This is a genomic window from Martelella sp. HB161492, from assembly GCF_013184775.1.
Classification (GTDB): Bacteria; Pseudomonadota; Alphaproteobacteria; order Rhizobiales; family Rhizobiaceae; genus Martelella.
In genome coordinates, this window is record NZ_JAATVV010000014.1 from 72,198 (window position 1) to 87,879 (window position 15,682).

General features: G+C 60.5%; 13 protein-coding genes and 1 tRNA gene. 6 read left to right on the forward strand and 8 right to left on the reverse strand.

What is annotated here, in order from left to right; translation table 11 throughout:
* Positions 1-3,501 carry a PAS domain-containing hybrid sensor histidine kinase/response regulator gene (locus tag HCK86_RS20400; RefSeq protein ID WP_176086336.1) on the reverse strand — a complete coding sequence of 1,167 codons (3,501 nt, stop codon included), beginning with the start codon at positions 3,499-3,501 and terminating at the stop codon, positions 1-3.
* Between the two features lie 163 nt (positions 3,502-3,664).
* Here HCK86_RS20400 and HCK86_RS20405 point away from each other — a divergent pair, with 163 nt between their 5' ends.
* Positions 3,665-4,831, forward strand: a complete 1,167-nt coding sequence (locus HCK86_RS20405; RefSeq protein WP_176086337.1) for a pyridoxal phosphate-dependent aminotransferase — start codon at positions 3,665-3,667, stop codon at positions 4,829-4,831.
* 9 nt (positions 4,832-4,840) lie between these two features.
* Here HCK86_RS20405 and HCK86_RS20410 read toward each other — a convergent pair whose 3' ends face one another.
* Positions 4,841-5,443: a TetR/AcrR family transcriptional regulator gene (locus HCK86_RS20410; protein WP_176086338.1), complete on the reverse strand. Its 603-nt coding sequence runs from the start codon at positions 5,441-5,443 to the stop codon at positions 4,841-4,843.
* 170 nt (positions 5,444-5,613) lie between these two features.
* On the opposite strand from HCK86_RS20410, the gene HCK86_RS20415 reads away from it, so the two are divergent.
* A complete protein-coding gene (locus tag HCK86_RS20415) occupies positions 5,614-6,780 on the forward strand; it encodes an HlyD family secretion protein (RefSeq protein WP_176086339.1) in 1,167 nt (388 codons plus the stop codon).
* Entirely contained in the window at positions 6,780-8,309 is a 1,530-nt protein-coding gene (locus HCK86_RS20420) for a DHA2 family efflux MFS transporter permease subunit (RefSeq protein WP_176086340.1), read from the forward strand. The genes HCK86_RS20415 and HCK86_RS20420 overlap by 1 nt, the downstream gene beginning before the upstream one ends.
* A gap of 59 nt (positions 8,310-8,368) precedes the next feature.
* On the opposite strand, the gene dctP is transcribed toward HCK86_RS20420, so the two are convergent.
* The 5 genes from dctP to HCK86_RS20445 form a co-directional block, all read right to left on the reverse strand.
* A complete protein-coding gene (dctP, locus tag HCK86_RS20425) occupies positions 8,369-9,436 on the reverse strand; it encodes a TRAP transporter substrate-binding protein DctP (protein ID WP_176086341.1) in 1,068 nt (355 codons plus the stop codon).
* A 52-nt stretch (positions 9,437-9,488) separates the two neighbouring features.
* On the reverse strand, positions 9,489-10,778 hold the full coding sequence (locus HCK86_RS20430; RefSeq protein WP_176086342.1) for a TRAP transporter large permease: 1,290 nt from the start codon (positions 10,776-10,778) through the stop codon (positions 9,489-9,491).
* Positions 10,778-11,368, reverse strand: a complete 591-nt coding sequence (locus HCK86_RS20435; RefSeq protein WP_176086343.1) for a TRAP transporter small permease subunit — start codon at positions 11,366-11,368, stop codon at positions 10,778-10,780. Before HCK86_RS20435 ends, HCK86_RS20430 begins: the two co-directional genes overlap by 1 nt.
* A 216-nt stretch (positions 11,369-11,584) precedes the next feature.
* A tRNA-Leu gene (locus HCK86_RS20440) sits at positions 11,585-11,671 on the reverse strand.
* Positions 11,672-11,784: 113 nt separating this feature from the next.
* Positions 11,785-12,075 carry a SelT/SelW/SelH family protein gene (locus HCK86_RS20445; RefSeq protein WP_176086344.1) on the reverse strand — a complete coding sequence of 97 codons (291 nt, stop codon included), beginning with the start codon at positions 12,073-12,075 and terminating at the stop codon, positions 11,785-11,787.
* Between the two features lie 131 nt (positions 12,076-12,206).
* Here HCK86_RS20445 and HCK86_RS20450 point away from each other — a divergent pair, with 131 nt between their 5' ends.
* From HCK86_RS20450 to HCK86_RS20460, 3 genes are all read left to right on the forward strand, one after another.
* Complete coding sequence (locus HCK86_RS20450) at positions 12,207-12,905, forward strand: type 1 glutamine amidotransferase (protein WP_176086345.1); 699 nt, start codon at positions 12,207-12,209, stop codon at positions 12,903-12,905.
* 11 nt (positions 12,906-12,916) lie between these two features.
* Positions 12,917-13,405 (forward strand): GFA family protein, encoded by a 489-nt coding sequence (locus HCK86_RS20455; protein ID WP_176086346.1) that lies wholly within the window; start codon positions 12,917-12,919, stop codon positions 13,403-13,405.
* Positions 13,406-13,495: 90 nt separating this feature from the next.
* A complete protein-coding gene (locus HCK86_RS20460) occupies positions 13,496-13,996 on the forward strand; it encodes a hypothetical protein (protein WP_176086347.1) in 501 nt (166 codons plus the stop codon).
* Positions 13,997-14,040: 44 nt separating this feature from the next.
* On the opposite strand, the gene HCK86_RS20465 is transcribed toward HCK86_RS20460, so the two are convergent.
* Complete coding sequence (locus tag HCK86_RS20465; protein WP_176086348.1) at positions 14,041-15,525, reverse strand: NAD-dependent succinate-semialdehyde dehydrogenase; 1,485 nt, start codon at positions 15,523-15,525, stop codon at positions 14,041-14,043.
* Positions 15,526-15,682 lie beyond the last annotated feature (157 nt).

A 15,682-nucleotide genomic window follows, 5' to 3' on the forward strand; every position in this document is an offset into this window, starting at 1 on the left:
TCAGCGCCCGGCGACCCGGTGGAACCTGGCGATCTGGCTAAGGAAAGCCTTCAGATTGACGGTTTTCACTGGCTTGTGCTGAAGCGCCATATCTTCTTCAAGCGCGGCGTCGCGCACCTCGCGGGTGCGGTCAGCCGTCAGCAGCATGGCCGGGATATGGCGTGAGAAATGCTCGCGCACCGCCGTCACCGCCTCGATGCCGTTTTCATGGTCAAGATGGTAATCGGCGATGATCACATCGGGAACGAAGCCGGAGCTGATGGCATCGGCCCCGGTCGCTGCCGTTTCCACTACGCCGCCCCAGCCTTCGACCAGAAGCCGCATGCCCTCAAGAATGGCTTCCTCATTGTCGATGCACAGGACCTTCAGCCCGGAAATCGCCTCGACACCGGCAGCATCGATCGTGATCGGCTGATCGTGCTCGCTCTCCTCCTCGCCTTCGGAAAGCGGCAGGCTGACCCGGAAGACCGTACCCTTGCCAACGCTGGAATCGATACTGACGGGATGCGACAGCATGCGCGACAGCCGGTCGACGATGGACAGGCCCAGCCCCAGGCCCTGCGCCGTTCGCGCGCCTTCTTCCAGTCGTGTGAATTCCTTGAAAATGCTTTCGATCTTGGTCTCCGGAATTCCGATCCCGGTATCGATCACCATCACCGTGGCACGCTCGCGGTTGCGGCGGACGCCAACCAGGACCTCGCCCGACACCGTATATTTGATGGCATTGGAGACCAGATTCTGAATGAGCCGGCGCAGCAGGTGGATATCGGACCGGACCTTCAGATGCGAGGGCACGACGATCAGCTTCAGCCCGCGTTCCTGTGCAAGCGGCTGGAAATCGGTCTCAACCCTTCTGAGCAGCTCATCCAGCGCGACGGATGTGAAATGCGGTTTCATCGCGCCGGCATCAAGCCGGGAAATATCCAGCACCGCGCCGAGAATATCCTCAACCGATTGCAGCGCTGAATCCACCTTTTCCGAGAGGACGCGATTGTCGCTCTCGACCGGCATGCGCTCGCCAAGCGCCGCCGCATAAAGACGCGCAGCATTGAGCGGCTGCAGAATGTCGTGACCGGCAGCGGCAAAGAAACGCGTCTTGCCGATATTCGCCTCATCGGCCGCCCGCCGCGCCGCACGAAGCGCCTCGTTGACCCGCGTCAGCTCGGCGGTGCGCTCATTGACGCGCAGTTCCAGCGTCTCATTGGCCTGTTTCAGCGCCAGATCGGCCGCCACACGCCGGGTAATATCGGTAAAGGTAACGACCATCCCCTTGTCCGGCATCGGCCGCGACTGCACCTCGATGATCCGATGGCCGCTTTCCAGCACCATGGGAAAGGCCTTCTCATGCCCGCGCAGGCGCTTGAGAATATCCTCTGCCTCCTGGCCCGTCAGATCACCGCGCGACGACAGACGGCCGATGATGTTGATCAGCGGATAGCCGACCTGTCCCGCCTCGTCCGGCAGGCTTAAGAGCTCGCGGAACCGCCTGTTCCACACGGTCAGCCGGTTGGTGGCGTCAAAAACGGCAATCCCCTGATCCATATGGGCCAGTGCCGTCTGCAGCATGCCCTGATTATATTGCAGCGCCTCGCTTGCCTGATCGAGCAGGAAGGCCGCATCGCCGGTCGCCGCCTCGGCGCGCTGCAACACCAGCGACAGCACCAGCCTGGCCGAGGATGAGCCGATGGCAGAGGCCAGCAATTGCTCGGAGAAATGGATCAGTGCCATGTCGGCCTGATCACCATCATCAAGCTTGCGCCCGGCACTGTTCTCAAATGTCGCAAAGGAGCGCAGCGTGCGCTCATCCCCCAGATAACCGGTGATCGCATCCTTGAGGGCGCCAACCGAAACACCGGTGCCAAGCCCGCGGGCCGAGGACTGCCAGCGCGCCTGACGCTTGACGAAAATGCCTGACTGGATCCGCTCCAGCGGGCTGGAGGGCCGTGACAAGGATCCCAGCACCAGGCCGAGAATATTCAGCGACAGGGAGAGGCAGGTAACATTCAGCAGCGGATCAGCGGCAGGCCCGGTGAAAAGCCCCGTCCCCGGAATGAAGACATCGAGAATATCGCCGGCAAGAGCCGAATGGTCGGGGCCGCCAAGGCTTGGAATGAAAAGCAGATAGGCCCAGACGAGGAAGCCGAGCGACAGGCCGATAATGGCACCACGGGCATTGGCGCGCCGCCAGATCAGCCCGATAATCAACGCCGGGGCCACCTGCGCTATTGCGGCGAAGGCCAGCAGGCCGATGGAGAACAGCCCGCGATCACTGTCGATATGCCGGTAATAGACATAGCCCAGCAGCATGACACCGAGAATCGAGGCACGGCGGATATTGAGCAGGAGGTTGGAAAAATCCTGCTTGCGGCCCGGGATCGCCGTCATGCGCCGTCTGAGGAAGATCGGATTGACGATATCGTTTGACAGCATGATCGCCAGCGCCACCGAGGAGACGATGACCATGGCTGTTGCCGCCGAAAATCCGCCGATAAAGGTAATCAGCGAAATGAATGGCATGCCCTCGGCGATCGGCAATTGCAGCACATAAAGATCGGCATCGACATGGGGGCCGAGGATCATCAGCCCGCCGAGGGCCACCGGCAGAACCAGAATATTGATCGCCACGAGGTAAAGCGGAAACAGAAAGCGCGCGAGGTTGAGCTCCCGCTCCGAGCGGTTTTCCACCACGGTCACATGAAACTGGCGCGGCAAGAGCAGGATCGCGCAGGCGGATAACAGGATCAGCAGGATCCAGCGGCTGATCGGCGTGTCATAGGACAGAGCGGCCATGGCTGCCGAATTTTCTGCGGCCCTGGCGAAGAGATCGGCCGGCCCCTTGAACAACACGAACAGCACGAAGAAGCCGACAGAGCCAAAGGCAATCAGCTTGACCACCGATTCCATCGCGATCGCCAGAATAAGCCCGTCCTGATGCTCGGTCGCGTCGGTGTGGCGCGTGCCGAAAATGATGGCGAAGGAGGCCAGCACCAGCGTCACCGCAAAGGGCAGGCCGATTGGCAGAAAACCGGAACCGGTAAGCGTGCCATAGGGCGTGCCGACCATGGCCGCGACCGAATCGGACACGGCCTTCAGCTGCAAGGCGATATAGGGAATGGCGGCCGCCAGCGAAATCACCGCGACGAGACCCGCAACCGTGGAATTCTTGCCATAGCGGGCGGCGAGAAAATCTGCCGCCGAGGTCAGCTTCTCCGCCTTGGCAAGGCCGACCATGCGGCGCAGCAGCGGCATGCCGAGCGTGAATGCGACGATGGGACCAAGATAGATTCCGAGAAATTCCAGCCCGCGATCCGCCGCAAGGCCGACACCGCCGAAATAGGTCCAGGAGGTGCAGTAGACAGCCAGCGAAAGCGAATAGACGAAAGGCCGGCCGGATAATGGCGCAAGCTGGCGTTTTGCCCGGCGGTCACCGAAACTGGCGACCACGAACAGCAGCAGAATATAAGAAAGCGCCACCAGCAGGATGAGCCAGCTCGGCAACATCGACAGTCCTCCCTGAAGGCCCTGACCTTAGGCGATTGTGGCAGATTTGGGAATGCCCGCCATGCGGCCGGTCTCAGATCACAAAAATCAATGATTCGCCGGCGATTTTTCATGTCATCGCCGCGTTTCTGCGGCTAAAAGAATGCTGTCCAAGGAGTGCACCATGACATTGACCGAAAGCCTGAGCGAGCGCTCTCTCAACGCACCTGAGAGCGGTATTGTCGAGATCATCAACTACGCCTTCGGGCGTGACGGGCTGCTGCCGCTCTGGGCCGGCGAAGGCGATCTGCCGACCCCCGCCTTCATTCGCGAGGCCGCGACCAAGGCACTGGCCGATGGTGAAACCTTCTACACGCTGCAACGCGGCATTCCCGAACTGCGTCAGGCGATCGCCGACTATTACGGCCGGCATTTTGCCAAGACGCTGGCCATGGACAATATCTTCGTGACGTCATCCGGCATGCATGCGATCAAGCTGATGGTCGAAGCGCTGACGGAAGTGGGCGATGAGGCAATCTACTTCACGCCTGCCTGGCCGAATATCTCTGCCTCCCTTGGTGTCAGCGGGGCAAAACAGATCGGTGTGCCGCTGGATTTCAGGGACGGCCGCTGGCAGCTCGACCCCGGCAAGGTCGAGGCCGCAATCACCGAGAAGACCAGCGTCATCTTCGTCAACTCGCCCTCCAACCCCACCGGCTGGACCGCAAGTGTTGAAGATCTGCGCACGCTTCTCGACATCGCGCGCAAGAACGGCATCTGGATCATGGCCGACGAGATCTATGCGCTCTACCACTTCGGCGGTGGCCGCGCGCCCTCCTTCATGGATATCATGGAGGCAGATGACCGGATCGTCTTCGTCAATTCCTTCTCCAAGAACTGGTCAATGACCGGCTGGCGCATCGGCTGGATCGTTGCGCCCGCAGAAATGGGCGATGTCATTGAAAATCTGGTGCAATATACCGTCTCAGGGGTGCCGCAATTCCTGCAGAAGGGGGCTCTTGCCGCCGTGCGCGACGGGGACGGCGTCATCACCGAAAACTTCCGGCGCGCCAGCCTCTCACGCGATATACTCTGCGACCGCCTGCTGGCGACAAACCGGGTGCAGACGCTCAAGCCCGAGGGCGCGCTCTACGCCTTTCTCAAGGTCGACGGCATTACCGACAGTCGCCGTGCAGCACTCGATATCGTCGACAAGACCGGCGTCGGGCTGGCCCCGGGGTCGGCGTTCGGGCCGGGCGGCGAAGCCTTCCTGCGTGCCTGCTTCCTGCGCGATCCGAAGCAGATTGAAGATGCGGCTGACCGGCTCTGCGATTACATCGCCAAGCTTTGAGGCACCGCCTCACCCCGCTTTGACGGGCTTGTAGCCGACCAGCGGCAGGAAAACCGTGTCGACAATATCGATGATCACGGCGTCCGAGGTCGGTTTCATCGTCATCATCATGTCCTGACGCAAGAGATCGACCGGCAGGGAAACGATGCGCGGCGCGATCGCCTGATCTTCAATCTCGCCGCGGGCTGCCGCCCGCGTCAACAGGATTTCCATCGTATGTTGATCGCGCGAAACGATCTGGCGCTTCAATTCCGCCGGACTTGAATTGGTTTCTCGAAAATAATCCGTGAGTTCCACCGAAATCAGCGATCCCATGCGTGATCGCCGGTCAACGATATGCTGCAGCAATGCGATTACATCGTCGCGCAGGTCGCCCAGATCGGGAACGATGATCGGGTTCGCCTCAACGTGGTAGCGCATCGCGGCCACGGCAAGCTCGGGCAGAGACGCCCAGCGGCGATAAAGCACCGGCCGGCTGGTGCCTGCACGTCTGGCCACGGCTTCCATGGTCAACCCGCCATAGCCCTTTTCCAGCAACTCGTCCCAGGCCGCCTGCAGCAATGCGCTTTCAAGCTCTTCGCCCCGCCTTCGTTCCGTCGTCTTCTTCGTCATTCCAGATCCATAAGAAACACTGACGAATCCTATTGACAGAATTCGACACGAATATTAGATACATCAATGTATCCTATTTGCCAAGGATCGATTACCGGTCCCGATTGGCACAAGCGGATGACCCCATTTTACGTCCGCCATGGCGGTTTGTCTTATCAGGAAAACACATTATGAACGCTTCTTCCGAGCAGAAGCCCGCAGAGGAACTGTCACCTTCCGACAGCGACGTCACCATCGTCAAGCCGAAGCCGCGCCGCGCCGGCCGATTCATCCTCATGGCCTCAGTGCCCGTCATTCTCGCCGTTGCCGGCTCCTATTTCTATGTCACCGGCGGCCGCGTCGTTTCCACCGAAGATTCCTATGTCGATCAGGATGTGGTGAAGATCGTCCCGGAAGTCTCCGGCAAGATCGTCTCCGTCGGCCCGGGCGAAAACGACGCCGTCACCAAGGGCAGCCTGCTCTTCGCCATCGACGATTCGGTCTATGTGAATGCCGTCGACCAGGCCAATGCCGCCGTGGCTTCGGCACGCCTCGATGTGGAGAAGCTGAAATCGGCCTATCTGAAAACCGAGGCAGAACTTGAAACCGCCGGCGAGGCACTGACCATCGCCCGGGTGCGCCAGCAGCGCCAGCAGAACCTGCTGAAGCAGGGCGCCGTCAGCCAGACTGCGCTGGATGAGGCCGACCTGACGCTGAAGAATGCCGAAGGTGCCGTTGTCAGCGCCAAGCAGGATGTCGCCAGCGCCAAGGCCGCTCTTGGCGGCAATCCCGATATTGCCACCGACAGCCATCCCGAAGTGATGGCCGCTCTTGCCAAACTGGCTGCCGCCAAGCTGGATCTGGCCCGCACCAAGGTCGTCGCGCCGAGCAACGGCATCGTCACCCAGACCACCTCGTTGCAGGACGGGCAATATGTCTCGACCTCCTCTTCCGTGCTGACGATCGTCACCACGGGCTCGACGGTGATCGAGGCCAACTTCAAGGAAACCGACCTCACGCATATGAAAGCCGGTCAGCCGGTCGAAGTGCGTGTTGATGCCTATCCTGACGTCACGATCAAGGGCACGGTCGAAAGCATCGGCGCCGGCACCGGCTCGGCCTTTTCGCTGATCCCGGCCCAGAACGCATCCGGCAACTGGGTCAAGGTCGTGCAGCGCGTTCCCGTGCGCATTGCCCTGGACCTGACGCCGAAAAGCCCTGACCTTCGCGTCGGCATGAGCGCACTTGTCGAGGTCGATACCGGCCATGCCCGCGGCATGCCTGACTTCATGAAGAACAGCCTTGCCGCGATCGGCTTCGGCGCACCGGCCCTTGCTGCCGACGGGGACGCTGACTGATGAGCGCCGCCGTAACGGCAGAGCCGGATATGACGAAGGTTCCGTTCAAGGGGCTTTTGACCATATCGATCATGCTTGCCACCATCATGCAGGTGCTCGACACGACGATTGCCAACGTCGCGCTGCCCTCCATGCGTGGTTCGCTCGGCGCCAGCCAGGACCAGATCACCTGGGTGCTGACGTCCTATATCGTCGCTTCCGCCATCATCACCCCGGTCACCGGCTGGTTGTCAGAGCGCTACGGGCTCAGGCAGATCTTCATCGTCTCCGCCGCCGGCTTCATCATCACCTCCATGGCCTGCGGCATGGCATCCAGCCTGAACGAGATGGTGGCCTTCCGCGTGCTGCAGGGCCTGTTCGGCGCTTCGCTGGTGCCGCTTTCACAGACTGTCCTGCTCGACATCAACCCGCGCGAGAAGCACGGCCAGGCCATGGCGGTCTGGGGCATGGGCGTGATGCTGGGCCCGATCATCGGCCCGACGCTTGGCGGCTGGCTGACGGATAACTGGGGCTGGCGCTATGTCTTCTACGTCAACCTGCCCATCGGACTGCTCGCCCTTGCCGGCATGATGCTGTTCCTACCCAAGGCGCCGACCCGCATCCGAAGATTCGACTTTTTCGGCTTTGCCATGCTGTCGATCGCCATCGGTGCGCTGCAGATGATCCTCGACCGCGGCCAGGCGCAGAACTGGTTCCAGTCGACCGAGATCTGGATCGAGACCGGACTGTTTGTCTCGGGCCTGTGGGTATTCACCATTCATATCCTGCGCGCCAAGGATCCGTTCATTTCGCTGGCCGTCTTCAAGGACAAGAACCTGCTGATGGCCCTGATCCTTGCCGCTCTGGTCGGCGCTATGGTGCTCGGCGGTTCGGCGCTGCTGCCATCGCTGCTGCAGGACGTGCTCGGCTATCCGGTGGCCCTGTCAGGCCTTGTCATGGCCCCGCGCGGTTTCGGCACCATGGCCTCGATGATGCTGTATGGCCGGCTTGCCAACCGGATCGACACACGCGTCGCCATTGTCACCGGCCTGTTGCTGACGGCATGGTCAATGCAGATGATGACCGGCTTTTCCACCACAATGGGCAAGGAACCGGTGATTGTCAGCGGCATCTTGCAGGGTTTCGGCCTTGGTCTCGTCTTCGTGCCGCTCTCGGCGCTCGCCTATGCGACGCTCGAGGCCCGCTACCGCGCCGAAGCTGCCGGCCTGTTCAACCTGGTGCGCAATATCGGCTCCAGCGTCGGCATTTCGCTGCTGTCGACGGTGCTCGCCTGGAATGTGGCCACCAACCGTACCGAGATGACCGCCAAGATCACCGAGGCGGGGCCGCGTCTGGCCGACATCGCCGAGAAAACCGGATTCTCCCATGATATACTGATCTATCTGGTCAATTCCGAAATCAGCGTTCAGGCGGCCCTGATCGCCTATATCGACGACTTCAAGCTGATGATGCTCGTTACCTTTGCACTGATGCCGCTGGTACTGTTCATGCAGAAGCCGAAACCGAGGCCGGTGAAGGTTTCCGAATAGGCTTCAACGAAAAAGGCCCGCCGATCTGGCGGGCCCTTCCGACCGATCAGGCCTGTCGATTACTGCGCCATTTCCACCGCGCGCTGTGCATCCACCTCAGCCTGTGCTGCATCGACAGCGGCGGTGAAGCTCGCATAGATATCGCCGCCGCCGGGCAGATTGGCGGTAAACCAGTCAAAAACCGGCTCAGCGGCGGTACGGAACGCTGCCTTCTCGTCATCTGTCGGCACGTAGATCTCGCCGCCAGCCTTGGTGAATTCCTGATAGGCCGCAATTTCCTTGCGCTTGGGGCTGGCAAAGGTCGCCTGCTGCAACGCCTTGAAGCCGTCCACCACCACCTTCTGCTGCTCTGCTGTCAGGCTGGCAAAGCGGGCGCTTCCCATCCACCAGAAGGCGGCCATGTAGGAATGCCGGTCAAGGGTGATGTATTTCAGCCCGGCATCGGGAAACTTCATGTTCATGATATCGGTAATGCCGTTGGCGGTTCCTTCAACGACACCGGTCTGCAGCGAGGTAAACAGCTCGGACCAGGGCATCGGCGTCGGCGCACCGCCCAGCGTCTTGACCAGTTCCTGCGGCAGTTCGGCGGGCACGGTGCGCATTTTCAGCCCCGCCATGTCGGCAGGTGTGTGAATGGTGTGCTGGGTATTGGCGAAATTGCGCCAGCCACCGGTATTGCCGATCGTCATCAGCCGGATAGCGCCGCCGCTGTCCTGAAGCGCCAAATCGCGAAGTTCAGTGGCAAAGGGCCCGCTCAGAACGGTTTCAGCGACCCGGTCATCATCCATCAGATAGGGCAGGTCCAGAACCTGCAGATAGGGAAACAGGCCCGCAGCACCTGCTGTGGTCGAGACATAGACGTCAATCGTGCCATCGGCGATCCCCTGCAGGCATTCCTCACCGGTACCGCAGATCTGTGTACCGAGGAAGATATCGACGGCTATCGCGCCATTCGAGGCGTTTTCGACATAATTCTTGAAGACGGCGAGGCCGTCATAATCCTCGTCCGCCTCATTCGAATTGGCGACAGCACGCAGTGTGATGTCGGCAGCTGCGGCGATGCCGCCAAAGGCGACAAGCGACAGCGCCCCCGCCAGAAGCGAGGCCTTGAACATATGCTTGAACATCGATGTCCTCCCATTTTGCCGGGATCCGTGATCAGATTGATCCCGCTTTCAGTCAATCGAGAAAGCCGAACAGCCTTGGCAGGGTCAGGCTCAGTGCCGGAACATAAGTGATCAGGAAGATAACCGCCACCTCAACCGCGAGAAAAGGCAGAACGGCACGCGCGACCGTTTCGACCCGGAGTTTCGAAACGGAAGATGTGACGAACAGAACCAGCCCCATCGGCGGCGTCAGCAGGCCGACCGTCAGGTTCACCGCCATGATGATGGCGAAGTGCACCGGCTCCACGCCCATGCCGGTAAAGACCGGTCCCAGAATCGGTCCGAGCACGATGATGGCAGGCCCGGCATCGAGAAACATGCCGACAACGAACAGCAACAGATTGATCAGGAACAGCAGGATCAGCGGGTTGTCAGACAAGGCGAGCACGAAAGAAGCCAGCATTTCCGGCGTATGGGCGAGCGAGGCCACGGTCTTGAAGGCCATGGCCGCCCCGACCAGCAGCAACACCACGGAAGATGACAGGGCCGAGCGGGTGAGGATACCCGGCACATCGCCGATTTTCAGCGTACGCATGACGAAAAAGCCGATCACAAAGGCATAGGCAACGGCAATGGCGGAGGCTTCCGTCGGCGTGAACACGCCGCCGAGAATGCCACCCAGAATGATGAGCGGCGTCATCAGCGGGAAAAAGGCCTTGAGGCTCGCCCGGCCCCGCTCCCGCAGCGATGCCCGCTTCGTCGCCGGCGGCAGGCCGGCGCGATCTGCCATCAACCGGACCACGGCCATCAGTGCCAGGCCGATCAGAACACCAGGAACGATCCCGGCGAGAAACAGCGCGGCAACGCTTTCCCCCATGACATAGGCATAGATGATCATGATGCCCGATGGCGGGATGATCGGGCCGATAATGGCGGACGCTGCGGTCACGGCGGCGGCAAACTTGCGGTCATAACCCTGCTTTTCCATGGCTGGAATCAGCATCGAGCCGAGTGCCGAGACATCAGCGACCGCAGAGCCCGAAAGCCCGGCAAACAGCATGGACGACAGGATGTTGACATGGGCAAGACCGGCACGGAAATGACCGATCATGGCCTGAGAGAACTCGACCAGACGCTCGGTGATCCGCGCCCGGTTCATCAGCTCGCCTGCCAGCATGAAGAAGGGAACAGCCATCAGCGGAAAGCTGTCCATGCCGTTATAGACATTGCGATAAAGCAGCACGATATCGCGTTCCTGCCCGTTCAGCGCCAGCAGCACGGCAGGTGCCGCGACCAGCGCGATCACGATCGGCAGGCCGAGAAACATCAGCACCAGAAAGAGCGGCAGAAACAGGCTCAGCATCACTCCGTCTCCAGCCCGACCACCGGCGCCAGCGCATCGAGCTTTTCGCCGCCGCCCGCAAGCAGAACCAGCTGACGCAATGCCAGCTCGATCGTCACCGAAAGCATGGCGGTGACACCGACGGCAAGCGACGCCATCATCGCCGCACGCGGCACGCGGATCCATACGGACAAATCGAGCGCACCCGGCACCTTGAGCGCCGGCATGGCGAAGCGGCCGCCAATGCCGGTCACCTCCGCCCAGCCGATCCTGACGGCGAAGGCAAACAGAATGGCGGTGAAAACGAGCAGCAGCAGCGACAGCAGACTGGCAAGACGCAGCGGAAGGAAACGGGTGAGCATGTCGATGCTGACAAAGCCGCCATGGCGCCAGGCAATCGGCGACATCAGCCCGACCATCCACAGCATCAAAAAGCGTGACAGCTCCTCGGTCCAGCTCAGCGCGTCATTCAGGAGATAGCGGAACACGACCTGCGTCAGAATCACGAAAACCATGACGCCGAGCGCCGTGGCGGCGATATGGCGAAAGATCTTCAGCACCATGGTGTTCAGCACGCCCCAGAGATGAGAGAGCGCCACGAGGACATGCATCGCTTCGTTCCGTTTCGGGTTCCTTCAAAGCGCGGCGACTATGCCGCAATTGCACCGTCAACACAAAGGAATAGCGACGATTTACAAGGCAACGAACAGCTTTGACAGACAAATTTCCTCTTCCCGGGGCCGATGACCGGCATCATCCCGCAGGATCATTGCAAAGCTGATTTGTCAGGAAAAAGAAATATTTGTGTGCTCTCACACAAATTGAACTGGTGCCCAGAAGAGGACTCGAACCTCCACACCCTTGCGAGTACCAGCACCTGAAGCTGGCGCGTCTACCAATTCCGCCATCTGGGCAACGAGGAGCGATTTAGAGGGCCAGCACGGGGAAGTCAACAGGGTATTTGACGTTTTCGTGTCAAATTTTTCGCCAGCGCGAAATTCTCGTCCGAAAGCCGTTGAAAACCCGGTCATGCCGGGTCGGAGCGATCGACATGTCCGAGGTCACGGTCAGGATCGACAACATCACGCACCAGCTGCTTCAGCTGCTTCGGGCTCGGGAATCCGCCATCACGCTTGCGTTCCCACACCAGTTTCTCGTCGACATAGATCTCGAAAATGCCGCCGGAGCGCGGCTCCAGCGTCACGGCATGCAATTCCAGCGAAAATGTCGAGAGCAGCTCCTGCGCCATCCAGGCCGAACGCATCAGCCAGTTGCACATGCTGCAATAGACGATTCGAACCGATGGTTTTTCAGTCATGACAGATCCTTAACTTGAGTTTTTTGATCCATATTACCGCAAGGCAAGCATGGCAATGTAGAATTGACGAATCCGCTTGCCCGTCTTCATGGGCCATGCTTTTTGTCTCAACCATAGACAGGAGCTTGGTCATGCGCGTCGCAATCGTTGAAAATATGGATGCCACCGGCCTTGGTACGGTTGGCGCTGCGCTGAGCGGGGCCGATGCCGAGATCGCCGTCTTTCGCCCGTGGCAGGACGATCCGCTGCCCGCGCCTGACTCGGAATTCGACGGGCTTGTCGTCTTCGGCGGTGAGCAGAATGCGGTTGACGACGCCGCGCATCCTTACCTGCCCGCCCTTGCCGGGCTGATGCGCGACTATGTCGAAAGCGGGCGCGCCGTGCTTGGCATCTGTCTTGGCGGCCAGATGCTCGCCCGCGCCTTTGGCGGCCGCAACATTATCGGTGGCGCCAGTGAATTCGGCTGGAAAGAGATCGCACTGACGGAGGACGGTGAGGCTGATCCAGTGCTTTCGGCTGCCGGCAGCAGCTTCTCCAGCTTTCAGTGGCATGACGATACCTTTACCCTGCCAGCCGGTGCAACCCGCCTTGCCGGCAATTCCAGCGTCATGAACCAGGCCTTCCGCATCGGTCGGGCAGGCTATGCAACGCAGTTTCATTTCGAGGCAGACCGCGCCCTGGTGAAGGAGTGGAGCGCCCATTTCGCCAAAGCCGTTGCCCGGCATGATCCGGACTTCATGCAGCATTACGAAACCCTTTCCGATACACTGGGAAGGCAGGCCGACCAGGCGGGCCTGGCTCTGGCGCGCGCCTGGGTGAAAACTATCTGAGGGAGGCAATCATGGCTGAGACGGTTTTCGAGGGTGGATGCTTCTGTGGTGCCGTTCGCTTTCGCATGCATGGACGGCCGATGTTCGTACATGCCTGCCATTGCAAGGACTGCCAGCGTCAGACCGGGGGGCCCTTCGTCGTCAACGGCCTGATCGAGGCGGACCGTCTTGCCGTGACACAAGGAAGCCCACAGATAACCACACTGCCAACCGACAGCGGCTACCCCCATGACGTGGTGCGCTGCAGTGATTGCGGCACGGCGCTCTGGAGCGATTATGGCCGGCGTGGCTGGATGGCCTTCATCCGGATTGCGACGCTCGACGAGCCCGGCAGCTTCCAGCCTGACGTGCATATCTACACCCGTTCGAAACTTCCCTGGCTGCCGCTGCCAGCAGCGGCACGCAGTTTCGCCGAATATTACGACATGAAACAGGAATGGCCGCCGGAAAGCCTTGCCCGGCGCGAAGCGGCCCGCCATAAAGCTGGCGCAAAACGCTAAAATCCTTTGATTGCGACAGGATGCTGTTGCAATTTGAAGCCAGATGATAACAATCGAAGACAGATGAAACTCGCTCGGATGAGACTGCCCGTGAAAACCAGAACCGCTGTGCTCGTGGCCGGCATCGCAAGCCTTCTTGCTGGCTGCTCGACCTATCAGACGCCATCGCCAAGTCAGGGCATGCCAACCTATTCGCAGGCCAGTGTCGTGGACGGGCAGTGGCTTGACCAGAACGGCATTGTCTCGAGCTTCTCAAACGGACAGTTCGAGACCCGTACGGCCGATACCAACCAGATGCTGGCGTCGGGCACCTATACCGACCTTGGCAACAATGTCATCGAGATTGATCTGACCTCGGTCATCCGCCAGACCAAGGCACGGGTCAATTGCGCCGTGGTCAGCGCCTATCTGATGAACTGCACCCCGAACCAGGGGGCCCAGTTCCAGCTCTACAAGCCAGCCGCAGCACCGCCCGGCTATGTGCTGCCATCGGCCGCCGCCGCTGCTTCAACCGCAGGCGACACCTCAACTGGCGCGTCAGACATGCCGCAGCCCTACACCCCGCCGACCTATAATTCCACATCCATGTGATGGAGACAGAAGGCCGCCCGCAGGCGGCCTCTTTTCCCTCGACCTCAGCCAATCCCGCCAAGGCAGATATATTTCAGTTCCGTATAGTCATCGAGGCCGTATTTGGAGCCTTCCCGGCCTGTGCCGGACTGCTTGATGCCGCCAAAGGGGGCAACTTCGGTTGAGATAAGGCCGGTATTGACGCCGACAATGCCATATTCCAGCGCCTCGGCCACCCGGAAGATCTTGGCCATGTCTTTTGAATAGAAATATGAGGCAAGGCCGAATTCCGTGTCATTGGCCATGGCCACGACATCCTCTTCCGTCTCAAACCGGAACAGCGGCGCGACCGGTCCGAAGGTCTCTTCCCGCGCACAGGCCATGTCACTGGTGACCCCCGTCAGGATCGTCGGTTCGAAGAACAGGCCACCGAGATCATGCGGCTTGCCGCCAAGCCTTACGGATGCGCCCTTGGACACGGCATCCTCAATGTGTTCCTTGACCTTCTTCACCGCATTCTCGTCCACCATCGGACCGATCTCGATATTGTCTTCCAGGCCATTGCCAACCTTGAGCCCGGCAACGCGCGCCGCCAGCTTTTCGGCGAAGGCATCATAGACAGCTGACTGCACGTAAAGCCGGTTGGCACAGACGCAGGTCTGCCCGGCATTGCGATATTTCGAGGCAATCGCCCCTTCGACCGCCGCATCGAGATCAGCGTCATCGAAGACGATGAACGGCGCGTTGCCGCCGAGCTCCAGCCCCATTTTCTTGATCTGCTCCGCCCCCTGCCGCATCAGGATGCGACCGACATTGGTCGAGCCGGTAAAGGTGATCTTGCGCACACGGTCATCATCGGAAAAGGCCTTGCCGACCATTGATGATTGCGTCGAGGTCAACACGGAAAGCACGCCTGCCGGCACGCCGGCCCGCTCGGCCAGAACCGCCAGCGCCAGCGCCGAAAGCGGCGTCTGCTGTGCTGGCTTGGCAACCATGGCGCAGCCAGCCGCCAGTGCCGGAGCCATTTTGCGCGCCAGCATGGCATTGGGGAAGTTCCACGGCGTGATCGCGCCGACGACCCCCACCGGCTGGCGGATGACCAGCAGGCGCTTATCGGCCTGATGGCCGGGAATGATATCGCCATAGGCGCGCTTGGCTTCTTCGCCGAACCACTCGACATAGGCGCCGCCATAAAGGATCTCGCCGCGCGCCTCGGCAAAGGGCTTGCCCATTTCCATCGTCAGGATCGTGGCCAGATCATCGGCATTCGCGACCATCAGATCGTAGAGGCGGCGCAGGATCACGGCCCGCTCCTTGCCCGTCTTCTTTGCCCAGCCCTTCTGCGCCGCATAGGCCGCGGCAATGGCCTGATCGAGCACAGCGGCGTCGATATCAGGCAGGACGGCGAGCTGCGCACCATCGGCCGGATTGGTGACGGCAAAGGTCTGCCCAGCCTCGCCGGCGCTCAGCCATCGGCCGGCGACAAAGGCAGCATCAACTGCCAGTGAGGGATCTTTCAGCCTGTCTTTCAGTTCGCCTGCAATCGTCATGTCTTCTCCCTTCGCCAAACGCCGTGACGCAAAATCGCGCACAAAGGAATTCCTCATCCAACACCGGAGAATTCAGCCATTTCGCGCGAGAATGCGTGATTATTTCGAATCTTCGTCGACAAATGGCGCATTCTTGTCAACCATCAATCTGCCGCAC